Raw genomic sequence first — 24786 nt, forward strand, 5'->3', positions numbered from 1 at the left:
CGACATGGATCTCGGCATCACCGGACGCACCGCCCTGGTGCTCGGCGGCAGCGGCGGCCTTGGCGGCGCCATTGCGGTGCGCCTCGCGCAGGAGGGCGCCGCCGTCGCGGTCACCGGCCGGTCGCAGGACGCCCTGGCCGCCACCGCCGCGAAGGTCGAGGAGGCCGGCGGCAAGGCGCTGCCCCTGGTGTGGGACCTCGGCGACGCCGACCGTCGGGAGCCCACGGTGGCCGAGGTGGAACGCACCCTCGGGCCGATCGACATCCTGGTCAACAACACCGGCGGTCCGCCACCCACCCCGGTGGCCGGCCAGGACGACGCCACCTGGCGGGACAGCTTCGAGAAGATGGTGCTGTCGGTCATCGCGCTGACCGACCGGGTGGTGCCGGGCATGCGGGAACGCGGCTGGGGCCGCATCGTGACCTCGACGTCGTCGGGCGCGCTCAGCCCGATCCCGAACCTGGGGCTGTCCAACACCTTGCGGGCGAGCCTGCACGCGTGGTCGAAGACCCTCGCCGACGAGGTCGGGCGGGACGGCATCACGTCGAATGTGATCGTGCCGGGCCGCATCGCCACCGACCGCACGCAGTTCCTCGACGAACGCCGGGCGGCCCGCGAGGACCGCAGCGTCGAGGACGTCGCACGCGACAGTGCCGCCACCATGGCGCTGGGCCGGTACGGCAGGCCCGACGAGTACGCCGACGTGGCGGCCTTTCTGTGCAGCGACCGCGCGTCCTACATCACCGGCGCGGTGATCCGCGTCGACGGCGGTCTGATCCGCAGCGTCGTCTGAATCAACCTCAACACTTCGTTCAAGGGAAGTTCCGTTGCGCCTTCGTACCGTTCGACTGGATGACCGACCCACCGCCTGCGTCGCACTGGCCGACGGCCGCCTGGCCCGGGTGGACCGCGTGCTGCCCGGCGCGCCCGGCGACCTGGTGGCGCTGCTCGAGGCCGGCGCGCTGGACGCACTCGCCGCCACCGTGGCCGCCGGCGTCTCCGACGACGCGTGTGCCGACCCCGCCGCGCCGGTGCTCGCGCCGTGGACACGCCCCCGCAAGATCCTCGGCATCGGGCTGAACTACGGCGCACACGCAGGCGATCTCGGCGAACAGGCCCCGCGCACGTCGCCGGCGTCGTTCATCAAGGGCGATCACACGATCGTCGGCCCGGGAGAGCCCATCGTGGTGCCGCCCGGGATCGGCAAGGTGACCTCGGAGGCGGAACTCGGACTGGTGATCGGCCGGACGTGCTACCAGGTGGGTGTCGAGGAGGCGCTGTCGTACGTGGCGGGCGTGGTGCCGGTGCTCGACCAGACCGCCGAGGCGGTGCTGCTGGAGAATCCGCGCTACCTCACCCGGGTGAAGAACTACCCGAGCTTCTTCTCGTTCGGCCCCGACCTCATCACCATGGACGAGGTGCTCGCCCACGGGCCGCTGGCGGACCTGCGCGTTGCGACCATCCACAACGGCGCGGTGCACCGCAAGGACACCGTGTCGGGGATGACGTTCTCCCCCGCCGAGCTGCTCAGCTTCCACAGCCAGGTGATGCCGTTCTACCCGGGCGACATCCTGTCGACCGGTACTCCCGGTGCGGTCGGCATCGAGGCGGGCGACGTGGTGCGGTGCGAACTCGGCGACGGCCTCGCCGACCTGACCAACCCGGTGCACTAACGCGTTCCGGTCGCGGCCCGAGTGTGAACGTCACGACGCTTTCGGGCTGAAATCGTCGTGACGTTCACACTCGCGACAGCTCAGCGGCGTTGCACCGCGCCGACCCGCTCGGCAGCCACCGCGACGGCGGCGTCACGGGCCGCGCTGGCCTCGTCCTCGGTGAGCGTGCGGTCGGTGGCCCGGAACCGTAGAGCCAACGCCAGCGACTTGCGCCCCTCGCCGACCTGCGGGCCGGTGTAGACGTCGAACAGCCGGACGTCCTCCAGCAGCGGGCCGCCGCCGGCACGCACCGCAGCGATCACGCTCTGCGCCGCGACGTCCTCTCCGACGATCAGGCTGACGTCCTGGAACACCGCCGGGAACGGCGACACCGACGGGGCGGGCAGCGATTCCACGATCGGCACCGCGTCGAGGTCGAGTTCGACCGCGCACGCCCCCCTGGGCAGGCCGGCCCGCTCGATCACCGCGGGATGCAGCTGTCCGGCGTGGCCGACGACCACGCCGTCACTGATATTGCCGACCAGGATCTCGGCACACCGGCCCGGATGCCAGGGCAGCCGCTCACCGGACCGCAGCGCGAACTCCACACCGGCGGCCCGCCCGATGGCGCGCACCGCCTCGAAGGCGTCGGCCGCCTCGACCGCCCGGCCGGGACCCCAGGGGCCTGCCGGTTCGCGCAGACCGGCCAGCACGACGGCGACATGCTCGGGCTGACGGGGCAGCGACGCGTCGAGAACCGCGATCTCCTCGGCGGTGGGTCGCCGGTCGGTGGGGATGCGGTCGACCGCACGGGTGTTCTCCGTCGGCTCCACCACCTGGGCGACGGCGAACAGCCCGACGTCGACCGCACCGCGGGACACGTTGCGGCTCAACGTCTCCAGCAAGGCGGGAAGCAGGGTGGTGGCCAGGTGCGGCCGGTCGGTCTCCAGGGGGTTGAGCACCTCGGTAGTGCGCCGTCGCGGGTCGTCGGCGGCCAGCCCCCACTGATCGAACACCCCGGCGGGCAGGAACGGCGACGGCAGGATCTCGACGAAACCGGCGAGCGCGAGCGACGTGCCGACAGCCCGGCGCCGCTTCTGGATCGGCGTCAGGCCACGGCCGGGTGGCGCGGCGGGCAGCACCGAGGGGATCACCTCCAGACCCTCCAGCCGCAGCACCTCCTCGACGAGGTCGGCCGGTTCCCGCAGGTCGGGCCGCCAGCTCGGCGGGATCGCGATGAGCCGACCGCCGTCGACGGTCACGTCGGCGCCCACCTGGGTGAGCCGGCGCGGCGTGGTGCCCTCGGCGTAGTCGACGCCGGCGATGCGATCGGGCAGGTCGACCGCCATGCTCACCGCGGGTTGGGCCCAGTCCTCGCGCGGCGGATCGCCTCGCCAGTCGGTCAACGTGGGTTCGACTGTGCCGTGCGCGATCTCGGCCAGCAGTGCCGCGCAGCGATCGAGCGCGGCGACGGAGATCGCCGGATCGACCGAGCGTTCGTAGCGCCGGCCGGCCTCGCTGGCCAGCCGCAGCCGGCGCTGGGTCCGCGACACCGCGGCCGGGTCCCACACCGCGGCCTCGAGCAGCACGTCGGTGGTGGTCTCGCGGACCTCGGTGGTGCCCGCACCCATCACGCCGCCGATCGCGGCGGTCGCCGCGTCGTCGACGATCAGCACGTCGCCGGCAGCGAGTGTGCGTTTCACATCGTCGAGGGTGACCACCGTCTCCCCCGCACGGGCCGCCCGGACCTCGAGGCCGCCGTTGATCAGGCTGCGGTCATGAGCGTGCATGGGGTGGCCGAGTTCGAGCATCACGTAGTTCGTGACGTCGACCGCGGGTGAGATGGCCCTGATCCCGCAGAGGATCAGCCGGCGCTGCAGCCACCACGGCGACACCGCCGCCGGGTCGATGCCGGTGACCGGACGCAGACCGAAGCGCACCACGCCGGTGTCGGGCTGGACGGTCAGCGGCCACGCCTCACCCTCGACGGGCAGCGCAGGCACGTCGGCGGGATCGGCGTAGGGCAGGTCATGGGCACAGGCGATCTCGCGGGCCATCCCCCGAATCGACAGGCAGTAGCCGCGATCGGGTGTGATCGCCAGGTCGAACACCACGTCGTCGAGGCCGAGCAGCTCGATGGCATCGGCTCCGGGCGCCGCCGTACCCGGCGGCAGCACCAGGATCCCGGCCTGGTCGGCGCCCAGCCGCAGTTCGGACGTCGAACAGATCATGCCGTCCGATGTCCGGCCGTAGGTCTTGCGGGTGGCGATGCTGAAGTCGCCGGGCAGCACCGTGCCCGGCAGCGCCACCACGACGAGGTCGCCGACAGCGAAATTGGTTGCACCGCAGACGATGTCGCGCAGCTCCGGCTCACCGACGTCGACCTTCACAGCCCGGATCGGCTTCTTGAACTCGGTCAGCTCCTCGATCTCGGCGACACGGCCGACGGTGAGCGGACCCGTCACCGGACCGACCGGGATGATCCCCTCGACCTCGTGACCGATCCGGATGAACGTCTGCTCGAGTTCGTCGGGCGTGGCGTCCCAGTCCGGTGCACCGGCGCGCACGACCTCACGCAGCCAGCTATAGGGAATACGCATCAGACGCCGACCCCGAACGGCAGCGAGAACCGGACGTCACCCTCGACCATGTCGCGCATGTCGGGGATGCCGTTGCGGAACTGCAGGGTTCGCTCAAGCCCCATGCCGAAGGCGAACCCGGAGTAGACGTCGGGGTCGATCCCGCAGGCGCGCAGCACGTTCGGGTTCATCATGCCGCAGCCGCCCCACTCCACCCAGCCGGCGCCGCCCTTCTTGCCCTCGAACCACACGTCCACCTCACCGGAGGGTTCGGTGAACGGGAAGAAGTGCGGCCGGAACCGGGTGCGGCCCTGCGGCCCGAACAGCGCCCTGGCGAACGCGTCGAGGCTGCCGCGCAGGTGCGCCATCGTCAGCCCCTTGTCCACCGCCATTCCCTCGACCTGATGGAACACCGGGGTATGGGTGGCGTCCAGCTCGTCGGTGCGGAACGTACGGCCGATCGAGATGATGTACACCGGGAGCTCGCGTTCCAGCAGCGCCCGGACCTGGACCGGCGAGGTGTGCGTGCGCAGCACCTGACGGGAACCGTCCGGCGCGATGTGGAAGGTGTCCTGCTCGCTGCGCGCTGGATGGTCGGGCGGGAAGTTCAGCGCGTCGAAGTTGAACTGCTCGGTCTCGACCTCGGGGCCCTCGGCCAGTTCCCAGCCCATCGCGACGAAGATGTCGGCGATGTGGTCGCCGAGGATGGTGATCGGGTGCCGCGCGCCGACGGGCTGCCGCGTCGAGGGCAGCGTCACATCGATGCGCTCGGCCACCAGCACCGCGGAGTCCCGTTCGGCGCGCAGCACGGCGAGACGGTCGTCGTAGCTGCGCTGCGCCTCGGTCCGCGCGACGTTGACCCGCTTGCCCGCGTCGGCGCGCTCGGCCTTGGGCAGCCCGCCGAGCGCCTGGCGGGCCAGGGCGATCGGTGCGCGGTCGCCCAGGTGTTCGGTCTTGGCCCTGGCCAGCGCATCGAGGTCGGCGGCCAGTTCGAAGGCGCGCCGGGCAGCGCTGACCGCCTCGGTCAGCGCTTCTTCGGACAGGGTTTCGGCCACGTGATCGGGCTGCTCGGCCACCCGGCGATCATAGGGGATCACCGGATCGGCCCCCGCGCCCGTCAGGTGCGCCCGCCCAGCCGCAGTCCGGTCAGTCGTCGGCCGGCTCGTCGGCGGGTTCGTGACCCCTGCGGCTGCGCAGCCGGTACATGGACAGATCGGACGGAACGCCGTCCGGCTTGGTGGTGAAAATCGGCCTGCGCTGCCGCTTCACCGTGACACCGAGCGCGTCGAACTCGTCGTCGGGAATCCGCTCCAGCGTGGTCTGCGAGACGACCAGCCCGCCTCGGGTCGCCCGGTCCATCGCCCTCGCGGCGATGTTGACGTCCACGCCCAGCCAGTCCGAGCCGATGCGCTGGGGCCGGCCGGTGTGTACGCCCGCACGCATCCGCGGGGTGTAGCCGTCCACCTCGACGGCCCTGGCCGCCTCCATCGCCGTGATCGTCGCGCGCACCGCCACGACGGGGTCGGTGAACACGGCCATCATGCCGTCGCCCATCCGCTTGACGATGTGTCCGCCCGCCTCGAGCAGCGGCGGCTCGGCGACCTGCGCGACACGCCTCAGCAGGCGCAGCGTGGCGTCATCGCCGGCGCGCAGCGACCACGGCGAGAACCCCACGAGGTCGGTGAACACCAGCGTCACCTCGCGGTTCGCCGGCTTGCCCGACACCCGTTCGGTCAGCGCCTGCCACACCTGCAGTGCGCCGAGGCTGACCTCGCGTGTCGCGGCGTCGCGGTCGAGCAACCGGTCTGCGACGCGCGCGGCGGCGCGGGGGCCGCCCACCCCGGCGGCCGACAGCGGATCACCGAACTCCGGATCGCCGGGCAGCGCGCGCCGGGCGCGCTTCACGACGTTGATGAGGCCTGGGCTGTGGTTGGTCCTGCGCAGCCATCCGCGCGGTCCCGAACTGCCGTCCGATGAGGGATCGGGCACCTGTTCGATCTCACCGTTTCGGCCGGATCGTTCCTCGAACGATTCGACATTCACGGCGCCAGCCTAGGTGCCGGTTTCGGAGCCCGGCAATCGACCGAAGGCGAAACGCCGGGCCACTGTGCGCACGATCGTTGCGGGGGCGCCGCGGCCGGCGAGCCCCACCGCACGCCGGTCACCTGGGCGAAGCGGCTGGTCACGGCCGTGCGCCGAGTCGATAGCGGCTGTGTCACAGGGTTCTTCGACGCCTGCGTCAATCATCGACAACGGACGTTGTCAGCACTATCGTGTGGACATACCGTGGGTTTGGAGTCAGCGAGGACAGATGGCCACGACACCGGACGATCTCGGCGGCAGCTCCGGCACCGCCCGCCTGCACCGTCGCGCCACGGCACCCGAACCCCTGGGTCCCGAGTCGCTGACCTGGAAGTACTTCGGCGACCTGCGCACCGGAATGCTCGGCGTGTGGATCGGCGCCATCCAGAACATGTATCCCGAGCTCGGCGCCGGCGTGGAGGACCACTCCGTGCTGCTGCGCGAGCCGCTGCAGCGCGTGGCGCGTTCGGTCTACCCGATCATGGGCGTCGTCTACGACGGCCCGCGCGCCACCCAGACCGGTGAGCAGATCAAGGGGTACCACACCACCATCAAGGGCATCGACGGCGACGGCCGCCGCTACCACGCCCTCAATCCCGAGACGTTCTACTGGGCGCACGCCACCTTCTTCATGCTGATCATCAAGACCGCCGAGTACTTCTGCGGCGGGCTCACCGAGGCCGAGAAACGCCAGCTCTTCGCCGAGCACGTGCAGTGGTACTCGATGTACGGCATGAGCATGCGACCGGTCCCGGAGACCTGGGAAGACTTCTGCGAGTACTGGGACCGCAAGTGCCGCGAGGAGCTCGAGATCAACAAGGCCACCCTGGACATCTTCGACATCCGGATCCCCAAGCCGCGGTTCGTGCTGATGCCGACGCCGCTGTGGGACCAGCTGTTCAGGCCGATGGTGGCGGGGCAGCGCTGGATCGCCGCGGGACTGTTCGACCCCGCGGTCCGGGAGAAGGCAGGCATGCGGTGGACGCCCGGCGACGAGGTGGTGCTGCGGTTGTTCGGAAAGCTGGTCGAGCTGGCGTTCGTCGCGGTGCCCGACGAGATCCGGCTGCATCCGCGCGCGCTGGCCGCCTACCGGCGGGCCCAGGGCCGGCTGCCCGACGACGCGCCACTGGTCGAGGCCCCGGCTTTCATGGGACCGCCGCGTGACCGCCGCGGGCTGCCGATGCACTACGTGCCGCGCGGCAAGACGATCCTGGACCGGGCCGGCTCGCTGGTGCACACCACGTTCTCACTCGCCGGCCTCCGCCCGGCCCGCGCCCGCCGCACGGCGGCCTGAGCAACCTCTGGGAGACTGACGCCATGCTGGATTGGTCAGACGTGGACATCGCCGTGCGCGACGCGGTTCGGGAGTTCGTCGACAAGGAGATCCGTCCGCACGTCGACGCGCTGGAGAGCGGCGAGATGGAGCCGTATCCGATCATCCGGAAGTTGTTCGCGGCGTTCGGGATCGACGCGATGGCGCGTGAATCGCTGGACGAGCGGCTGGCGCGGCTGCGCGACGGCGGCGGTGACGGTGGCGGCGGAGGCGCCTCGGGCGGGATGTTCGGCGGCGGCCCCGACCAGGCGGGTATGGGCTTCGTCCTGGTCAGCGAACTGTGCCGGGTCTGCATGGGCATCGTCGCGGGAATGGGCGTGAGCCTTGGCCTGACGGTGCCGACCATCATGAGCCGGGGCACGCCCGCGCAGCAGGAGCGGTGGCTGCCTGGCCTGGTCACCTACGAGAAGGTCGGCGCGTGGGCGATCACCGAACCCGATTCGGGTTCGGATGCGTTCGGCGGCATGAAGTCCTATGTGGTGCGCGATGGCGACGACTACATCCTCAACGGGCAGAAGACCTTCATCACCAACGGCCCAGACGCCGACGTTGTGGTCGTCTACGCCAAGCTCGACGAGGGCGACCCGAGCGTGAGCAAGCGCGACCGCAAGGTGCTGACGTTCGTGCTCGACCGCGGCATGGAGGGCTTCGTCCAGTCGAAACCGTTCCGCAAGATGGGCATTCACAGCTCGCGCACCGGTGAGCTGTTCTTCAACAACGTCCGCCTCGGCCGCGACCGGCTGCTCGGCGAGAGCGACGGCACCGGAGGCGACGTCTCCGATTCCAGAGCCAGCGCCCGGTCGAACTTCTCCGCCGAACGCATCGGTGTGGCCGCGATGGCGCTCGGCGTCATCGAGGAGTGCCTGCGGCTGTGCGTGGACTACGCCAAGACCCGCACCCTGTGGGGTCAGGAGATCGGGCAGTTCCAGCTCATCCAGCTGAAACTGGCGAGCATGGAGGTCGCCCGGATCAACGTGCGCAACATGCTGTTCCGCGTCATCGAAGCCGCGCAGACCGGCACGTCGATCTCGTTGGCGGAGGCCTCGGCCATCAAGTGGTACTGCTCGCAGGCCGCCACCGACGTCGCGATGGAGGCCGTTCAGGTGTTCGGCGGCAACGGCTACATGACCGAGTACCGGGTGGAGCAGCTGGCGCGTGACGCGAAGTCGCTGATGATCTACGCGGGAAGCAACGAGGTGCAGATCACCCACGTGGCGCGCGGGCTGCTGGCGTAGTCCTGCCGCCGTACCCCCGCGGACGCGCGAAGGGCTAGCCTGGTCCCACCGACGACCGCAGGAGCGCCAGGTGGACCTCAGCAACGACACCGCACTGATCACCGGCGCGAGCGGAGGCATCGGCGAGGAGTTCGCCGTCCAGCTCGCACGCCGCGGCACCGACCTCGTGCTCGTCGCGCGGCGGGCGGACAAACTCGCCGCGCTGCGCGACACGCTGCTGGCGGCCCATCCGGACCTGACGGTCGACGTGGTCGCGGTCGACCTGTCCGAGCCGGGCTCGGGCGCCGAACTCGAGGCGAAGGTCCGCGAACTCGGCCGGACGGTCGACGTGCTGATCAACAACGCGGGCGTCGGCCTGCACGGGGCGTTCGCCGGCCAGCCGCCCGAGCCGAACGCCGCCCAGATCCAGTTGAACTGCGGCACGTTGGTCGATCTCACCGCGCGCTTCCTGCCCGCGATGACCCAGCGCGGCCACGGCGTGGTGGTCAACGTGGCGTCCACCGCGGCGTTCCAGCCGACGCCCGGGATGGCCGTCTACGGCGCGACGAAGGCCTTCGTGCTGTCCTACACCGAGGCGCTGTGGCAGGAGTGCAAGGGCACCGGTGTCCGGGTGCTGGCGCTGTGTCCCGGCGCGACGGAGACCGAGTTCTTCGCCCGCACCGGCGAGGAGTTCCTCACCAGCGGCAGGCAGACCTCCAAGCAGGTGGTGGACACCGCGATGTCCGCGCTGGACAAGTCCACTCCAACCGTGGTGTCCGGTTGGAAGAACTCACTTCTCGCAACCGGGTACCGGTTCACGCCCCGGACGCTGATGCTGCAGGTTTCCGAGCGGCTGCTGAAGTCGAACTAGCGGTTCCGGGCGAGCGCCCGCGCGCTCTGGTACAGGCAGATCGACGCCGCCGACGCCACGTTGAGGCTCTCGGCATTGCCCGGCATCGGGATGTGCACCCGGTGGTCGGCCAGCGCGGCCAGTTCGGCGGGCAGCCCGTGCGCTTCGGGGCCGAACAGCCACGCGGTCGGCGCGGTCAGGGCGGCGTCGAGTTCGGGCGCGTCGAGGCCGAGCTCGCCGTCGACGGTGGTGGCCAGCACCTGAAGCCCGGCGGTGGTCAACTCCCCCACCACGGCAACGGCGTCGGGATCGGAGATCACCGGGATGGTGAAGATGCTGCCTGCCGAGGCGCGCAGGCACTTACCGTTGTACGGATCGACGCTGTGCCCGGCGAGCACCACCGCGTCGGCGCCCATCGCGTCGGCGAGGCGGATCAGCGTGCCCGCGTTGCCCGGCTCGGAGATCTCGACCGGAACCGCCACCAGCCGCGGCCCGTCGGCCAGCACGTCGGCGAGGGTCACGGTGGGCAGCTCGCACACCGCGACCAGTCCCACCGGGGTGACGGTGTCGGACAACGCCTTCGCCGCACGATCGGTGACCAGGTGCACTGGCGCGCCATTCAGCAGGTCGCCGAAGCGCTCCGCCGCGGACTCCGTGGCGAACACCTCGGAAACCACTCCGCGCCGCAACGCTGACTCGACCAGGTTGGGTCCCTCGGCGAGAAAACGTGCGGCGCGGCGGCGTCCGACGTGTCGGTGCAGTTTGATCGCTGCCGCCACCCGGGCGGAGCGTTCGGTCAGACCCGACATCTTCCCGGGTCGCTTCGCTCCTGCCCTCCGCTAAGCGGCCTCTCCGGCCGACGGCGCGTTGACGTCCTCCGGCAACGCGGCCCTGGCCACCTCGACCAGCGCGGTGAACGCGGCCGGATCGCTGATGGCGATCTCGGAGAGGTTCTTGCGGTCCACCTCGACGCCGGCGGCCTTGAGGCCCTGGATCAACCGGTTGTAGGTGATGTCGTTGGCGCGTGCGGCGGCGTTGATGCGCGAGATCCACAGCTTGCGGAACTCGCCCTTGCGGGCGCGGCGGTCGCGGTAGGCGTAGTTCAGCGAATGCAGTTGCTGTTCCTTGGCCTTCCGGTACAGGCGTGACCGCTGTCCGCGGTAGCCCTTGGATGCTGCCAGGATTGTGCGCCGCTTCTTCTGGGCGTTGACTGCGCGCTTAACGCGTGCCATGGGTGATTCCTATTCTCGTACGGGCTGGGAAGTGTCGGGACGACCTGGAGTGCGTTGGCGCACTCAGCCGTTCAGCATCTTGTTGATGCGCTTGGTGTCGTTCGCGGCCACGGTGGTGCGGCCCTCCAGCCGGCGGGTGCGCTTGCTCGACTTGTGCTCGAGAAGGTGCCTGCGGTTGGCCTTCTCACGCATGATCTTGCCGGTCCCGGTGCGGCGGAATCGCTTTGATGCACCGCTGTGGGTCTTGGCCTTGGGCATGTCGTCCTCGGTTTCTCGTGTCGGATCAGGTGGGGTTGGGCGGCTCGGCCGGCTCGGCGCTCGCGCGCTGCGCGGCAGGCGCATCGGCGTCGTGCGCCGCCTTGGCGCGGGTCTTCGCGCCGCGGTGCGGTGCCAGCACCATCGTCATGTTGCGGCCGTCCTGCTTGGCCGACGTCTCGACGAAGCCGTAGTCGGCGACGTCGGCGCCGAGGCGCTGCAACAGTCGGTAGCCCAGTTCGGGCCGGGACTGCTCACGTCCGCGGAACATGATGGTCACCTTGACCTTGGACCCCGCCTCGAGGAAGCGGACGACGTGACCCTTCTTGGTCTCGTAGTCGTGCGGGTCGATCTTGGGACGCAGCTTCTGTTCCTTGACGACGGTCTGCTGCTGGTTCTTGCGAGACTCGCGCGCCTTCTGAGCCGTCTCGTACTTGAACTTGCCGTAGTCCATGATCTTGCACACCGGCGGTTTGGCGTCCGGGGCAACTTCGACAAGGTCGAGATCGGCGTCCGCGGCGACGCGGAGGGCGTCTTCGATGCGCACGATGCCCACCTGCTCACCGCCCGGTCCGATCAGGCGGACCTCAGGTACGCGGATGCGCTCGTTGACGCGGGTCTCAGTGCTGATGGGGCCTCCTATAGTTGTCTACCTATGAGGAGCCCACGCCATCAGCGCCTCTGCCCGTGAGACAGAGAAAGCCCTGCTGGTAGCAGGGCCCATGCCGACCAGAACAGACATCTACCGATGTCCGACCGGACCGCTGAGCCTTCGGATACTTCCGTGGCCAACGGTGGGAGTGGGACTCCACTTGCTGTCCCTGGCCTGAGCCGGGACGGTCGCGCATGCGAGTCTAGCAGGCATGACCGAGTTTCCTGCATTCGACGACGGGGCGGCCACACCGCCGGTCCGCGAGCTCGCCGAGATCCCCGCCGTCGAGGTGATCACGAGGTCGGCCGTGATGCTGATGAGTGCGGCAGCCGAGAAGCTCGGGCTGTCCGCCGAGGACCCCGACGACAGCCCGCACCGCGACCTCGACGAGGCGCGCCGGCTGATCACCGCGCTCGCCGGGCTGGTGACGGCGTCGGCCGAATACCTCGGTCCGCACGCCGGACCGGTCCGCGACGGGCTGAAGTCCCTCCAGTTGGCGTTTCGCGAAGCCAGTGCGGCGCCCGAGGAACCGGGCCACGGTCCGGGCGAGAAATACACCGGCCCCGTCTGGTAGTTTCTGCCACCCATTTGCCGGGGTGAGCGCATATCCTCGCGGCCTATGACCCTCACCAATCCGCCGAGGGCGCGGTCGACCACCCGATATCCCTGGGTTCCCGCCGCCGCCGGCTGGACCGTCGGAATCATTGCCACACTGTCGCTGTTGGCCAGCGTCTCCCCCCTGGTGCGGTGGATCATCAGGGTCCCGCGCGAGTTCGTCAACGACTACATCTTCAACTTCCCGGACACCAGCTTCGCGTGGGCGTTCGTGCTGGCGTTGCTGGCCGCCGCGCTCGCCGCCCGCAAACGCATCGCGTGGTGGGTGCTGCTGCTCTACATGGTCGCCGCGGTCGGCTGGAACGTCGTGGACCTGCTGACCGGCGACGAGTCGGTCATCGAGGAGATCGGCGAGGTGATCGGCCTGGCCTTCCACGTCGCCGCGATCGCCTTCCTGCTGCTGGCCCGACCCGAATTCTGGGCCCGGGTCCGGCGGGCGGCCCTGGTCAAGGCCGTCGGAACGCTGGTCGCCGGCATGGCGCTGGGCATCCTGGTGGGCTGGGCGCTGGTGGAACTGTTCCCCGGCACCCTCGAACGGGACTACCGGCTGGCCTACGCCGCCAACCGGGTGGTGGCCTTCGCCGGCGTCGACTCCGCGGCGTTCGAGGGCCAGCACCCCCACGTCCTCGTCAACGCGGTGCTCGGCCTGTTCGGTGCGCTGGCGCTGATGGCCGCCGCGGTGGTGCTGTTCCAGTCGCAACGTGCGGACAACGCGCTTACCGGCGAGGACGAGTCGGCGATCCGGGGGCTGCTCGAGCTGTACGGGAAGAACGACTCGCTGGGGTACTTCGCCACCCGCCGCGACAAGTCGGTGGTGTTCGCGCCCAACGGCCGCGCCGCGATCACTTACCGCGTCGAGGTCGGGGTGTGCCTGGCCAGTGGCGATCCCGTCGGCGATCCCAAGGCATGGCCGCAGGCCATCGCCGCCTGGCTGCAGCTGTGCCAGACCTACGGCTGGGCGCCGGGCGTGATGGGTGCCAGCTTCACCGGTGCCGCGGCCTACCGCGAGGCGGGCCTCAACGCGTTGCAGCTCGGCGACGAGGCGATCTTGCACCCGGACCGTTTCCGGCTGTCCGGACCGGACATGCGCGCGGTGCGGCAGGCCGTCACCCGGGCCCGCCGTGCCGGCGCGTCGGTGCGCATCCGCCGCCACCGCGACCTCAGCGCCGAGGAGATGGCCGAGGTGATCACCCGCGCGGACGCGTGGCGCGACACCGAGAGCGAACGCGGATTCTCGATGGCGCTCGGCCGGCTCGGCGACCCCGCGGACCGTGACTGCCTGCTGGTCGAGACGGTGCAGGGTCCCGAGGAACAGGTGGTGGCGATGCTCTCACTGGTGCCGTGGGGCACCACCGGGGTGTCGCTGGACCTGATGCGCCGCTCCCCGACGTCGCCCAACGGCACCATCGAGCTGATGGTCAGCGAGCTGTGCATGCAGGCCGAGGGCATCGGTGTCACCCGGATCTCGCTGAACTTCGCGATGTTCCGGTCGGCCTTCGAGCAGGGCGCACAGCTGGGCGCCGGACCGGTGGCCCGCTTGTGGCGCTGGCTGCTGGTGTTCTTCTCCCGGTGGTGGCAGCTCGAGACGCTGTACCGCTCCAACATGAAGTACCAACCCGAGTGGGTGCCGCGCTTCGCCTGCTACGAGGACGCCCGGCTCGTCCCACGGGTGGGCGTCGCGTCGGTGATCGCCGAGGGCTTCCTGGTGCTGCCGTTTTCCCGGCGGAACAAGCAGCACACCGGCCACCACGTGTCGGCGCCCGACGCCCTGATGGCCAGCGGACTGCTGCACCACGACGGAAGCGCCCCCGACGTCTCCGGACTGCAGGCCGACATGGCCGACGAGGCCGCGGGCCCCCGGCTGCCGGAGCAGGTCCGGGTGCGGACGGCGAAGCTGAAGGCGCTGCAGGACAGCGGTGTCGACGCCTACCCGGTGGGCCAGGCGCCGAGCCACACGGTGGCCCAGGCGAACGACGCCGCCGACGACACCGCCGTGTCGGTGGCGGGCCGGGTGCTCCGCATGCGCGACTACGGCGGCGTGCTGTTCGCCGAGTTGCGCGACTGGTCCGGCGAAGTGCAACTGCTGCTCGACAATTCGGAGCTGGAGCAGGGGACGTCGGCCGACTTCACCGCCGCCCTCGATCTGGGCGACCTCATCGAGGTGTCCGGCGTGATCGGCTACAGCCGCAAAGGCGTGCGGTCACTGCTGGTGCACCGGTGGCGGCTGATCGGCAAATGCCTTCGCCCGCTGCCGGACAAGTGGAAGGGCCTGACCGACCAGGAGGCCCGCGTCCGCGCCCGCTACGTCGACCTGGCCGTCAACACCGAGGCGCGCGACCTGATCAAGGCGCGCAGCGGTGTACTGCACGCCATCCGGGACACGCTGTACCACAAGGGTTTCCTCGAGGTCGAGACGCCGATCCTGCAGCAGATCCACGGCGGCGCCAACGCGCGGCCCTTCATGACCCACATCAACGCCTACGACCTCGATCTGTATCTGCGCATCGCCCCGGAGCTGTACCTCAAACGACTGTGCGTCGGCGGCGTCGAGCGGGTCTTCGAACTCGGCCGGGCGTTCCGCAACGAGGGCGTCGACTTCAGCCACAACCCCGAGTTCACGCTGCTCGAGGCGTACCAGGCGCACGCGGACTACAACGTGTGGATCGACGGCTGCCGCGAGCTCATCCAGAACGCCGCCCTGGCCGCCAACGGCGAGCAGGTGTTCCTGCGGCCCCGTGACGACGGCACGCTCGCCCCGGTCGACATCTCCGGTGAGTGGGCGGTCAAGACGGTGCACGGCGCGGTGTCGGAGGCACTGGGCGAACACGTCGACATCGACACCGACCTGCCGACCCTGCGCCGGTTGTGCGACGCGGCGCGCATCCCCTACCTGACGCACTGGGACGCCGGCGCCGTGGTGCTCGAGATGTACGAGCACCTGGTCGAGGACCGCACCGAGCAGCCGACGTTCTACAAGGACTTCCCGACGTCGGTGTCGCCGCTGACCCGCCCGCACCGCAGCCTCCCCGGCGTGGCGGAGCGATGGGACCTCGTCGCGTGGGGTGTCGAGCTGGGCACCGCGTACAGCGAACTGACCGATCCGGTGGAACAGCGCAGGCGGCTGCAGGAGCAGTCGCTGCTCGCCTCGGGCGGCGACCCGGAGGCCATGGAACTCGACGAGGACTTCCTGCAGGCGATGGAGTACGCGATGCCGCCGACCGGCGGCCTCGGCATGGGCGTCGACCGGGTGGTGATGCTGATCACCGGGCGCAGCATCCGCGAGACGTTGCCCTTCCCGCTGGCCAAACCCCGGTAGGGCGGCCGCGCCATCGCTGCACTTCCGATCACGGGCACCCAAACCCGTGACAACACGGAGGCGAGGCCGTCAGCTACCTGCATGCGCACCGACGCCGCCGCACGGCAGCAGCCCGCCCGCGTCGTGGTCGTCGGCGGAGGATTCAGCGGGACGATGACCGCGGTGAACCTGGCGCGGCTCGGCGACGTCCCGCTGGACCTGACGGTGGTCAACGAGCGCGAACCCGTCGGACGCGGCATCGCCTACCGGCGGCGCCGCCCCGAGTACCTGCTCAACGTCGCGGCGCGCAACATGTCGGCGTTCCCCGACGAACCCGACCACTTCCTGCGCTGGGTCAGCGCGCAACCGCAGTTCGAAGCGGTGCCGCAGATCGACCTGCGGGAGCGGTTCATCCCCCGGCAGACCTACGGTGACTATCTGCGCGCCCTGACCCAGCGCCACCTGAGCACCGGCCCGGCGCCGGCGAGACTGGTCGTCGGGACCGTGGTCGACGTCGAACCCGGCGACCTGGGCTGCCTCGTCCGCCTCGCCGACGGATCCGCGATAGAGGCCGACCGCGTCGTGCTGGCCACCGGCAACGAGACACCGGCCGCCCTGCCCGGCGCAGAGGGCCTCACCGGCCATCCCGCCTGGGTCGGTGACCCGTGGCAGGCATGGGAGGAGCGGCTGCCCGAGCGGAACTCGGCCGTCGTGGTGCTCGGGACCGGCCTGACCGCCGTCGACGCGATCATCACCCTGCGGACCATCGGCTGGCGCGGCGACATCCACGCCGTGTCGAGGCACGGCTGGCTGCCGCACGGCCACTTCCGCGGCATCGAGTACCCCGAGTTCCCGCCACCGGACGTCGACCTGACCACGCTGGGCCTCGACCGGCTGGTCGCCCTCGTCCGCGCGCACTGTGCGGAACTGCACGAGCGCAACGCCCACCCGGCGATCATCGTCGACAAGCTGCGCGCACAGACCCAGCGCATCTGGAGCAACTTCAGCACGGCGGAGCGCCTTGAGTTCGCGCAGCACCACGCAGCGCGGTGGAATGTGTTCCGCCACCGCATCTCCCCCGACATCCACGCTCAACTGACGCATCTGCAGCTGACCGGGCAGCTGCGGGTGCGTGCCGCCGGTATCGAGAAGCTCGAGGATGACGGCGCGCAAATCCGCGTGCATCTGGCAGACGGCGAGACGCTCACCGGGGACGTCGTCATCAACGCCACCGGACCGTCGACCAAGCTGACGGGCACCAGTTCGGTGCTGCTGCAGAACCTTCTGCGCCGCGGCCTGATCGCGCCGGATGCGACGAACATGGGAGTGGCCGTGGACCACGACCACACCGCGTTGACCGCCGACGGCGACCGGTCGGCATGGCTGCTGGCGCTCGGCCCGCTGCTGCGTGGCACCTACTGGGAGACGATCGCGGTGCCCGAGTTGCGCGGCCAGGCACGACGGGTCGCGGAAACCATCCTCGACCGTCCGCGGGCCGACGAAGTGGAGGGGCCGGCGCAGCTGGAGTACATGGTCTGAACCGTCTGACAGCGGACCCACAGCGGCCCATAAGGATGGTCGGCCACGATGGCAGCCGTGACCCTGGCCGAATCCCTGCGCCACAACCTGTCGTTGATGCACGGGTGGATCCCGGTGACGGTGCAGATCCTCGCGGGCCTGGCGTTGCTCGCGGCGGTCATCCGGCGCTCGCGGCGGTGGCAGCTGACCTGGCTGCCCTGGGCGGCGTTCGTCGGGGCCGCCGTCGCGGTGTGCGCGTACTGGTACGTGGCGGCCGAGGGACTGGCCGGGGAACCCGCGCCGCAGACACTGTGGCTGTGGACCGGCCTGTCGGGCGTGGCGGTCGCGGTGCTCGTCACCGGCTGGCGCGCCACCCGGTTCTGGCAGCGCGGAGTGGCGGTGCTCGCGGTGCCGCTGTGCGCCCTCTCCGCGGCCCTCGCCCTCAACCTGTGGGTGGGGTACTTCCCGACCGTCGGGGTGGCGTGGAACCAGTTGACCGCGGGCCCGCTGCCCGACCAGACCGATCAGGTGACCGTCGCGGCGATGCAGCGGCAGGGCAGGATCCCGGCCACGGGCACCGTCGTACCCGTCGACATCGCCGACACCGCCTCGGGTTTCCGGCACCGCGGCGAACTGGTCTACCTGCCGCCGGCCTGGTACGCCAGCAATCCCCCGCCACCGCTGCCGACGGTGATGATGATCGGCGGCGAGTTCAACACGCCTGCCGACTGGCTGCGCGCGGGCGACGCGGTGAAGACCGTGGACGACTACGCCGCGGCGCACCGGGGTTTCGCGCCGGTGCTCGTGTTCGTCGATTCCGGAGGCACATTCAACAACGACACCGAATGCGTGAACGGCAGCCGTGGCAACGCCGCCGACCACCTGACCAAGGACGTCGTGCCCTACATGGAGCGCACTTTCGGGGTGAGCGCCGACCGCACCCGGTGGGGCATCGTTGGCTGGTCGATGGGCGGCACGTGCGCCGTCGACCTCAGCGTCATGCATCCAGAGATGTTCAGCGCGTTCGAGGACATCGCGGGCGACCTCGGGCCGAATGCGGGAGACCGGCAGCAGACCATCGCGCGGCTGTTCGGCGGCAACGCGGCGGCGTGGGCCGACTGGGATCCCACCACGGTGATCACCCGGCACGGCGGCTACACCGACGTGGCGGGCTGGTTCGACATCAATGCCGCGGCCAATGATCAACTGGCGGCGGCGAATTCGTTGTGCGGGCTGGGCACGGCGCACGGCATCGCGTGTACGGTACACGTCCAGCCCGGCAAGCACGACTGGCCGTTCGCCGCACAGGCCTTCTCGATCGCCCTGCCGTGGCTGGCCGGTCAGCTCGAGACACCTGCGTCGGCGCCGTCGCCCCTGCCCGCGGTGGCGACCGGCGTGCCGCACGTGCAGCCCGTCGCCCGCTGACCTAGTAGTCTGCCTCGGCAGTGAGGATCTCGGCGAGGAAGGCGTCATCGCCGGGCTGCGCCAGCCGTCGCCGGGCCACCGCCCTGGCGCGGTCCCGGGTCTCCCGCGACTCGTTCGCCGCGACGGTCGGGCCACCTGCCCCCACCGACACCACCGTCGGCTGCCAGTCGTGGTCCCATGCCGCACCGGCGGACAATCCGATGCCGGTGCCGTCGTACAGCGGCACCGTCGCGTGGCCGTCCGCGTCGAGCGCACCCGTGCCCGACACGGGCCCCGACGACACGCGCACCGGCAGGCCCGCCGGAGAGGCCGCTCCCAGCAGCGCGGTCTGCACCTCGGCACGAACCTGCTCGGCGGGTGGTCCGTCGCTGCTCACACTCCAATACACCGCGTCCTCGGCCGCGTCGAAGACACCGGGCGGCACCGCACTCCAGACGATCGGGCCGACACCACGGGCGATCACACCGGCGCCCGCACCACGGGTGTCGGCGCCGGCCACCAGCGCGTAATCGTCGCGGCCGCCCGCGGGCACCGCGATGTCCGCGGCGGGCAACGGCCATTCGAGTCCCGCCACCCCGAGGTCCTCGGCGAGTTCGGCGCAGCGGGCCACGACGTCGAGCACCCGCGGGTCGCCCTGGCGCGCCAGCGTGGCGAGCTCGCCGACATGGGGCGCCAGCAGTTCGGCGGCGTCGGAGTCGACGGTGTCATCGGTGAAATAGTCCTCGGTCGCCGCGGTGAGCAGGGCGATCTCGGCGTCGAGCAGCGCACGGTCGAGGCCGGCGATCCCGTCGAGCCTGCTGGCCGGCCACCACCGGCGCAGCCAGTGCCCCACCGCCAACCGCCGCAACGGCGCCACCGCCGCCGCGGGCATGTCGGCCTCGGCCACCTCGAGCAGTGCGCCGTCGTCGGCACGGCTGGCCGCGGCCGCCAGCAGCGCCGCATGCCCGCTGTCGCCGACCACCCGCCACAGCCAGTCGGCGCGCGTCACGTCGGTGAACGCGACGTGCGCCGCTGCGCCCGGCTCGTCGACCGGCCAGGACAACACCGCACCGCTCACCTCGAGCACCGCGGTCAGCGGCGTGGCGACCGCTGGCGATCCGGTGCTCCAGAGCCCCTCTCCGGCAATGAGTCTCATGCGGCTGCCTGCACTTCCAGCATGGCCTTGATGCGCTGCCGGTGGTCGAGGCTGACCGACCTGGCCACGCCTTCGAGCAGGGCTCGCACGTCGTCGACGTCGTCGCACGGTTCCTGCCAGACGTCGCGCCCGTGCAGCCGTGCCCACAACCGGCTGAGATAGGGCCGTGCGAACGCGGCGAGGTCGTCGACCACCTGCTGCTGCCGGGGGTGCAGCGGCGCGGTGTCCAGCAGGCAGCGCCGGGCGTGCAGCACGTAGGCCTCCCTGCGCAGCCGGGCCTGGATCTGCGCGGCCAGGTCGTATCGCGTGGCAGCGGTGTCGTGCAGAGGCGACAGTTGCATCGCGATCTCGATCCCGGCCACCAGCGCGGCCTGTTTGTCCTCGGCCATCAGACCCCATGGCGCGCAGGCGCGGTCGACCTCCTCGGCGCACAGCAGCGGGATGTCGGGCAGCTCGTCGCGGTCCAGCGCCCGCCGGAGCGTGGCGCGCACGCGGTCGAGCACCGTGCGGTCCAGCGGCCGGTCGCTGCCGGGGTCCCCGCCGACCTGGGGTGGACGTTGCGGAGCCGACGACGACAGCCCGGCGTCGACGATCGACCAGGGCAGGCTCGCCCCGCCGCCACGGGCCAGCGCGCCGAGGTTGTGCGGTGTCGCGTCGGCGATCAGCGCGGTCCAGACCCGCTGCCGCGCGGCCGCGGCGCGGTGCCCGTCGGCCGGCCCGAGCACGGTGGTCAACCCGCTGAGGAAGGGCCCGGTGATCGCGCCGTCGGCCCGGACGTCGGCCCAGCTGCGCTCGAGTTGCTGTGTCAGCCGGGCCACCACCCGCGGATCGGCGGCGAAGCGGTTGAGCACCTCGATGCCGGTCCGGTCGCGCTCGCCGTGCAGATCTGCCAGCACCGCGCTCGCGGCCTGCGCGTCGTCGGCCTGCGGTGCGCCCCGCGTGACGGCCAGCTCGAAGCAGACGGGGAAGTAGAGCTCCTGGGCGTTGCCCGCGGTGATGCGCAGCCGCCGCCGCTCGGCCTTGAGCAGTGCGAACCATGCGGCGGCCCCCCGCAGCCGGTCGGCGTGCCCGACGATCGCGTCGTGCATCGCGGCCGCGACGTCGTCGCTCACCACCGGGGCGGAGTATTCGGGATTGGCCCGCAGCCGCAGCACCAGCGGGTCGAGGATGCGTTTCACGGTGCGCCGCAACGGCCCGCCGTCGTCGCCGCTGAGCACCTCGACGCCGGGGCCGATCGCGCGCCATGCGCGGTCGACGACGGAGCGGCGCGGGTGCATCAGCGCCACCTGCGGCGCGGTCTCCGGGCTCGTGGTCATTGGCACAGGATAGGAGTTGTCGGCGGTGAGGGACAGCGCAGAAGTTGGGTTCGGTAGCGCGTGCGATGGCCCAACCTTCCAGGCATGTCCACGACGTTGTTGATTCCGAGCGTCGGCGCCGTCTGTGTCGCCATCGCTGCCATGTTGCTGCCATCCGGATCGCGCCGCCCCGCCGGATGCCGTTGCACCGAGCCACTCTCGGAGTCCGAGGAGCGCCTCGTCACCGTCGACGAGATCGACACGGTCTGTGCGGCGTTCGACCAGATGCTGATCGACAAGGGGCTGCTGACCACCGACCAGTTCGACACCATCCGGCGTGGCATCAGGTCCCGCGGCGTGGTGACGGCCATGCGCGCCACCGGGGCGGCCCGCGAGGACTTCCGCGAGGTGGAGCTCGATCTGATGGTCAGAAGGCGCGACGGCGGGCAGTTCCCGGTGCAGGAGACGACGTTGGTGCCCGCCAGCTCGCTGGACCGGGTCAGCCCGGGCAGTGTCATCGTCACCTACTACCGCGACGAGTCGTCGGTGGCGGTGTGCGTGCCACCGGCCTGACCGTCAACGGGTTCCGTCGACCGCGAAGGTGACCAGTGCGGCCCAGTACAGCGGGTGTGCGCCGGCGTCGCCGTCCCGCCAGCGCCGCATCTGTTCGCGCTGCCAGCGGTTCACCGCGCATCCGGCCGCGTCCTCCTGATGCGCACGGTCCACCGCGATGATCACCTCGGACATCGGATCCGTTGCGGCAGTGGTCTGGTCGGCCGCGAACTGGCGGTAGCCGCGCGTGGTCGGCAGCGACCACAGCGTCGCCGTCACGGTCTGCGCGCCGCCGAGAACCATCGCGGCCACCAGTCCGGTCGCCTCGTCGAACCGGTAGTCGGCACCAGATGCGCACGCCAGCAACGCCACTCGCGGCGGCAGCGGCAGTGCCGAGGCGATCATGTCGGCAGCGGTGAGCGGATGGGTCTCGGCCAGGTGCAGGGCAGCTCGGTCGGCGCGGCCGCTGTCGTCGTCGGCGGCGGTCGCGTGGCCGACGAATACCAGCCGCCCGGGTTCGCGCCGCAGTTGTTCGGCCAGCCAACGCCGGTCGGCGTCGGTCCGGCGGAACAACTCCACGGCGCCTGCCACCTCGGGCAGCACCGGGCGCCGCCTCATCACATCGGCGAAGTGGGCGACGACGGGCATCTCGCCGGACGGCCGGCCCAGCACCGATCCCAGCGCGGAGTCCGGGCGCTGGCCGGGCACCCGCGGATCGAGGACCAGCAGCGCCGGGCCGTCGCGGCGGTCCTCCCAGCGAGCCGGGAACCGGGGCGCCGCCACGATGTTGGGTGGCACCGTCATCAGCACGTCGACGAGCTCCATCAGCCGGTGGCCCTCGGTGTGTTCGGCGATGTCGGTGAGCTGCCAGGGGATGCGCGCGGCCGTCGGTCCGGTGCGCGTCATCGCCTCCGACCGTGCGTGCACCAGCTCGCGCGCGGTCGGGCCCGTCGTCGGCATCGCCAGCAGACCCCACGGCACCCGCGCGAGCCGTGCGCTCGGCGACACGAACAGCGTTGCCCGCGGGTCCGATACGCACTCCCTTAGCAGCTGCCAGGCCGGCGCGGCGATCAGCAGCACACCCAGGATGTAGGCGAGGGTCAGCTCGCCGTGCGGCGACGCGAACGGGCTCCGCCGCACCGCGCGTTCGAGGGCGTCACCTGCCGTCTCGCCGGGCCGGGCGTCCGGCAGCGCGTCCGCCAGCTCCTGCAGGGCCGCGAGCAGGATGGGCACCTCGACGACCCAGGTGACCGTCCTCTCGGGTTGCCCGACGATGCGCAGGCTGGCATATGTCGCGATGCCGAGGTCGGCGTACCTCAGTACCAGCCGGGGTGGCCCGGTCACGGCCATGTGCGCCAGACCGGCTCGTCGGCGGTGACCGCGCGGCCGTACCGCTGCTGGGCGAGCGCGCGGTAGTGTTCGAGCACCGGTGCCGCGCCCGGCTCCATGACGAGCGGCGGCAGCGGACCGAGGCGTAGCAGGGGGTCGTTCCGGGCCGGCGCGGGGCCACCGGCGGCCACCAGCGCGAAATCATCGGCGTCCTCCAGCGGCACCGCCACGGTCGCCGCGTCGGGCATCCCGGATCCACCGGCCGGATCGGTGACGACGGTGAACGCGCCTCGCGCGCTGTGGTATTCGATCAGCTCACTGAGCAGGGCGGTGTTCTCCCACTCCCAGACCACGGCGAAGGCGCCTGCCAGCATCGGCGCCGACACCGTGGTGGCCCACCTGGTCCTGGCATCGGGGTCCGCCAGCACATAGCGCACGGAGTCGACGGCGAGCGCAGCGGGCAGCTTGAGTTCGGCGGCCCGCTCGAGCTTGGCCATCGCGCTGCGCTCCCGTTCCTCGGGCACCTCGCGCTGTGCCACGCCGAGTGAGGCGACGTGGCGCTTCTCGACCTCCTCCAAAGTCTCGTCCGGGTCGCCCGCGGCGTCGAAGCCGAGGTCGGCGAGCGCGTCGGCCCGCCAGACCGTGCCCAGGTGGTCGTCCAGGCGGGCGTACTGCAGCCAGCTGCTCCGGTTCGACGCGTCGAGCCACTCGCGGGCCTGCGCCACCAGCTCAACGGCCTCGGCGTAGCGGCCCCAGAAGATCGGTATCCAGCTGCGCTGCAGGATGATCCGATGGATGCGCAGCGGCCTGCCCGCTTCCCGCCAGTGCTGCTCTGCCCGCGTCCAGCAGTCGTCGGCGACCGCCAGCTCCCCGAGGGCCATGCGGGCGAATCCGTAGTACAGCAGGCACCGCGCGACATCATCGGCATGGGCGTGCTCGGCGAGCACCGGCTGGGCCTCGCTGATCAGTTGTTCGGTGGCTTCGTGGTCACCGGCCGCCCATGCGGCGGCGGCACGCTCGAGAACCGTTCTCGCCGAGGCCAACCGCCACCCCCGGGACTGCGCTCTGGCTCCGGCCCGCTGCAGCCACGGCTCGGCCTCCGGCAGCCGCCCGGTCTCGACACAGAACCGTCCGTAGCCGGTGCCACCGGTGACCAGCAGGTGATCGGCCGCCTCGTCGTCACCGGGCCGCGCGATGGCCTCGAGGACCCGTTCCCACAGCGGGATGGACCGCGCGTGCAGGTCGTCGTCGCACAGCGCCGCGGCGCACAGCATCAGTGCGCGGACCCGGAAGTATGCGAACTCGCCGGCGAGCTCCGGATCGCCGGCCGCGGAGCTCTCCTCGCCGGATCCGGCGACGAACTCCTCGAGCTGCGCCGCGGCGCCCTCGTGGTCGCCTGCCGCCGCCGCCAATCCGATGTCGAGGTACCGGGCGCGCCGGGTGTAGCGCAGCGTCATCCGGCGGATGTCGGCGTCGGCCAGCGCCACCGGGACGTCCGGCCCGGTGCCGGCGAGGATCGCCGAATAGACGGCCAGACAGTCCCGGATCCGGCGCACGCATTCGGTCACGCCGTCGTCGGCGCCGCGGACCAGGTAGATCTCCCCCAGCTGGGCGAACACCTCGAGCATCAGGTCGTCGCGGTCGGCGCGCTCGATGTCGGGCATCAACGACAGCAACAGATCGCGGGCCGCCGCCTCGTCTCCCGCGAAGGTGAGCGAGCGGGCCCGCGCCAAACCGGCGCCGATGGTCACGGTCGAATCATAGGGAAGCGGC

General features: G+C 71.1%; 21 protein-coding genes. 10 read left to right on the forward strand and 11 right to left on the reverse strand.

All coding sequences use genetic code 11. From position 1 onward, the window contains the following. The first annotated feature begins 4 nt into the window (after positions 1 to 4). Positions 5 to 793, forward strand: a complete 789-nt coding sequence (locus H7I41_RS15045; RefSeq protein WP_264013394.1) for an SDR family oxidoreductase — start codon at positions 5 to 7, stop codon at positions 791 to 793. Positions 794 to 827: 34 nt separating this feature from the next. Then, positions 828 to 1673 carry a fumarylacetoacetate hydrolase family protein gene (locus H7I41_RS15050; protein ID WP_264013395.1) on the forward strand — a complete coding sequence of 282 codons (846 nt, stop codon included), beginning with the start codon at positions 828 to 830 and terminating at the stop codon, positions 1671 to 1673. An 80-nt stretch (positions 1674 to 1753) separates the two neighbouring features. Here the strand turns inward: H7I41_RS15050 and pheT are convergent, their stop codons facing one another. The 3 genes from pheT to H7I41_RS15065 all read right to left on the reverse strand — a co-directional run bounded on the left by pheT (position 1754) and on the right by H7I41_RS15065 (position 6274). Then, positions 1754 to 4252, reverse strand: coding sequence for a phenylalanine--tRNA ligase subunit beta (pheT, locus tag H7I41_RS15055; RefSeq protein WP_264013396.1), 2499 nt, complete (start codon positions 4250 to 4252; stop codon positions 1754 to 1756). Then, positions 4252 to 5286, reverse strand: a complete 1035-nt coding sequence (gene pheS / locus H7I41_RS15060) for a phenylalanine--tRNA ligase subunit alpha (RefSeq protein ID WP_264013445.1) — start codon at positions 5284 to 5286, stop codon at positions 4252 to 4254. The genes pheT and pheS overlap by 1 nt, the downstream gene beginning before the upstream one ends. A gap of 91 nt (positions 5287 to 5377) precedes the next feature. Then, entirely contained in the window at positions 5378 to 6274 is an 897-nt protein-coding gene (locus tag H7I41_RS15065) for an adenylate/guanylate cyclase domain-containing protein (RefSeq protein ID WP_372503745.1), read from the reverse strand. Between the two features lie 268 nt (positions 6275 to 6542). Here H7I41_RS15065 and H7I41_RS15070 point away from each other — a divergent pair, with 268 nt between their 5' ends. The 3 genes from H7I41_RS15070 to H7I41_RS15080 all read left to right on the forward strand — a co-directional run bounded on the left by H7I41_RS15070 (position 6543) and on the right by H7I41_RS15080 (position 9731). After that, positions 6543 to 7607 (forward strand): oxygenase MpaB family protein, encoded by a 1065-nt coding sequence (locus H7I41_RS15070; RefSeq protein WP_264013397.1) that lies wholly within the window; start codon positions 6543 to 6545, stop codon positions 7605 to 7607. 23 nt (positions 7608 to 7630) lie between these two features. Further along, positions 7631 to 8881, forward strand: coding sequence for an acyl-CoA dehydrogenase family protein (locus tag H7I41_RS15075; RefSeq protein ID WP_264013398.1), 1251 nt, complete (start codon positions 7631 to 7633; stop codon positions 8879 to 8881). A gap of 70 nt (positions 8882 to 8951) precedes the next feature. Further along, the gene (locus H7I41_RS15080; protein ID WP_264013399.1) at positions 8952 to 9731 is read left to right on the forward strand and encodes an SDR family NAD(P)-dependent oxidoreductase; all 780 of its coding nucleotides are present in this window, start codon (positions 8952 to 8954) and stop codon (positions 9729 to 9731) included. Here H7I41_RS15080 and H7I41_RS15085 read toward each other — a convergent pair. From H7I41_RS15085 to infC, 4 genes are all read right to left on the reverse strand, one after another. Continuing rightward, positions 9728 to 10489, reverse strand: coding sequence for a TrmH family RNA methyltransferase (locus tag H7I41_RS15085; RefSeq protein WP_264013447.1), 762 nt, complete (start codon positions 10487 to 10489; stop codon positions 9728 to 9730). The genes H7I41_RS15080 and H7I41_RS15085 overlap by 4 nt on opposite strands. A gap of 60 nt (positions 10490 to 10549) precedes the next feature. After that, on the reverse strand, positions 10550 to 10942 hold the full coding sequence (gene rplT / locus H7I41_RS15090) for a 50S ribosomal protein L20 (RefSeq protein ID WP_264013400.1): 393 nt from the start codon (positions 10940 to 10942) through the stop codon (positions 10550 to 10552). Positions 10943 to 11005: 63 nt separating this feature from the next. Beyond that, complete coding sequence (rpmI, locus tag H7I41_RS15095) at positions 11006 to 11200, reverse strand: 50S ribosomal protein L35 (RefSeq protein ID WP_264013401.1); 195 nt, start codon at positions 11198 to 11200, stop codon at positions 11006 to 11008. A 25-nt stretch (positions 11201 to 11225) separates the two neighbouring features. Then, positions 11226 to 11840 carry a translation initiation factor IF-3 gene (gene infC, locus H7I41_RS15100; RefSeq protein ID WP_302915447.1) on the reverse strand — a complete coding sequence of 205 codons (615 nt, stop codon included), beginning with the start codon at positions 11838 to 11840 and terminating at the stop codon, positions 11226 to 11228. 220 nt (positions 11841 to 12060) lie between these two features. Here infC and H7I41_RS15105 point away from each other — a divergent pair, with 220 nt between their 5' ends. The 4 genes from H7I41_RS15105 (at position 12061) to H7I41_RS15120 (ending at position 18702) form a co-directional block, all read left to right on the forward strand. After that, entirely contained in the window at positions 12061 to 12423 is a 363-nt protein-coding gene (locus H7I41_RS15105; RefSeq protein ID WP_264013402.1) for a DUF1844 domain-containing protein, read from the forward strand. 45 nt (positions 12424 to 12468) lie between these two features. Continuing rightward, positions 12469 to 15780, forward strand: a complete 3312-nt coding sequence (gene lysX / locus H7I41_RS15110; protein ID WP_264013403.1) for a bifunctional lysylphosphatidylglycerol synthetase/lysine--tRNA ligase LysX — start codon at positions 12469 to 12471, stop codon at positions 15778 to 15780. 81 nt (positions 15781 to 15861) lie between these two features. Continuing rightward, the gene (locus tag H7I41_RS15115) at positions 15862 to 17298 is read left to right on the forward strand and encodes an FAD/NAD(P)-binding protein (protein ID WP_264013404.1); all 1437 of its coding nucleotides are present in this window, start codon (positions 15862 to 15864) and stop codon (positions 17296 to 17298) included. A gap of 48 nt (positions 17299 to 17346) precedes the next feature. After that, on the forward strand, positions 17347 to 18702 hold the full coding sequence (locus H7I41_RS15120) for an alpha/beta hydrolase (RefSeq protein ID WP_264013405.1): 1356 nt from the start codon (positions 17347 to 17349) through the stop codon (positions 18700 to 18702). Between the two features lies 1 nt (position 18703). On the opposite strand, the gene H7I41_RS15125 is transcribed toward H7I41_RS15120, so the two are convergent. Further along, positions 18704 to 19837 carry a hypothetical protein gene (locus H7I41_RS15125; protein WP_264013406.1) on the reverse strand — a complete coding sequence of 378 codons (1134 nt, stop codon included), beginning with the start codon at positions 19835 to 19837 and terminating at the stop codon, positions 18704 to 18706. Beyond that, a complete protein-coding gene (locus H7I41_RS15130) occupies positions 19834 to 21153 on the reverse strand; it encodes a hypothetical protein (RefSeq protein ID WP_264013407.1) in 1320 nt (439 codons plus the stop codon). The genes H7I41_RS15125 and H7I41_RS15130 overlap by 4 nt, the downstream gene beginning before the upstream one ends. A gap of 84 nt (positions 21154 to 21237) precedes the next feature. On the opposite strand from H7I41_RS15130, the gene H7I41_RS15135 reads away from it, so the two are divergent. After that, entirely contained in the window at positions 21238 to 21705 is a 468-nt protein-coding gene (locus H7I41_RS15135) for a hypothetical protein (RefSeq protein ID WP_264013408.1), read from the forward strand. A 3-nt stretch (positions 21706 to 21708) separates the two neighbouring features. Here H7I41_RS15135 and H7I41_RS15140 read toward each other — a convergent pair whose 3' ends face one another. Next, positions 21709 to 23034, reverse strand: coding sequence for a CHAT domain-containing protein (locus H7I41_RS15140; RefSeq protein ID WP_264013409.1), 1326 nt, complete (start codon positions 23032 to 23034; stop codon positions 21709 to 21711). Beyond that, positions 23025 to 24764: a hypothetical protein gene (locus H7I41_RS15145; protein ID WP_264013410.1), complete on the reverse strand. Its 1740-nt coding sequence runs from the start codon at positions 24762 to 24764 to the stop codon at positions 23025 to 23027. Before H7I41_RS15145 ends, H7I41_RS15140 begins: the two co-directional genes overlap by 10 nt. Positions 24765 to 24786 lie beyond the last annotated feature (22 nt).

Origin of the sequence: [Mycobacterium] manitobense (assembly GCF_025821665.1) — a bacterium.
GTDB classification, from domain to species: Bacteria; Actinomycetota; Actinomycetes; order Mycobacteriales; family Mycobacteriaceae; genus Mycobacterium; species Mycobacterium arseniciresistens.

Bases quoted from the DNA above. Each gene is read 5' to 3' on its own strand.
- H7I41_RS15045 (WP_264013394.1), top strand. From the start codon at position 5: ATGGATCTCGGCATCACCGGACGCACCGCCCTGGTGCTCGGCGGCAGC.
- pheT (WP_264013396.1), bottom strand. From the start codon at position 4,252: ATGCGTATTCCCTATAGCTGGCTGCGTGAGGTCGTGCGCGCCGGTGCA.
- H7I41_RS15070 (WP_264013397.1), top strand. From the start codon at position 6,543: ATGGCCACGACACCGGACGATCTCGGCGGCAGCTCCGGCACCGCCCGC.
- H7I41_RS15075 (WP_264013398.1), top strand. From the start codon at position 7,631: ATGCTGGATTGGTCAGACGTGGACATCGCCGTGCGCGACGCGGTTCGG.
- rplT (WP_264013400.1), bottom strand. From the start codon at position 10,942: ATGGCACGCGTTAAGCGCGCAGTCAACGCCCAGAAGAAGCGGCGCACA.
- rpmI (WP_264013401.1), bottom strand. From the start codon at position 11,200: ATGCCCAAGGCCAAGACCCACAGCGGTGCATCAAAGCGATTCCGCCGC.
- H7I41_RS15105 (WP_264013402.1), top strand. From the start codon at position 12,061: ATGACCGAGTTTCCTGCATTCGACGACGGGGCGGCCACACCGCCGGTC.
- lysX (WP_264013403.1), top strand. From the start codon at position 12,469: ATGACCCTCACCAATCCGCCGAGGGCGCGGTCGACCACCCGATATCCC.
- H7I41_RS15115 (WP_264013404.1), top strand. From the start codon at position 15,862: ATGCGCACCGACGCCGCCGCACGGCAGCAGCCCGCCCGCGTCGTGGTC.
- H7I41_RS15120 (WP_264013405.1), top strand. From the start codon at position 17,347: ATGGCAGCCGTGACCCTGGCCGAATCCCTGCGCCACAACCTGTCGTTG.
- H7I41_RS15125 (WP_264013406.1), bottom strand. From the start codon at position 19,837: ATGAGACTCATTGCCGGAGAGGGGCTCTGGAGCACCGGATCGCCAGCG.
- H7I41_RS15130 (WP_264013407.1), bottom strand. From the start codon at position 21,153: ATGACCACGAGCCCGGAGACCGCGCCGCAGGTGGCGCTGATGCACCCG.
- H7I41_RS15135 (WP_264013408.1), top strand. From the start codon at position 21,238: ATGTCCACGACGTTGTTGATTCCGAGCGTCGGCGCCGTCTGTGTCGCC.
- H7I41_RS15140 (WP_264013409.1), bottom strand. From the start codon at position 23,034: ATGGCCGTGACCGGGCCACCCCGGCTGGTACTGAGGTACGCCGACCTC.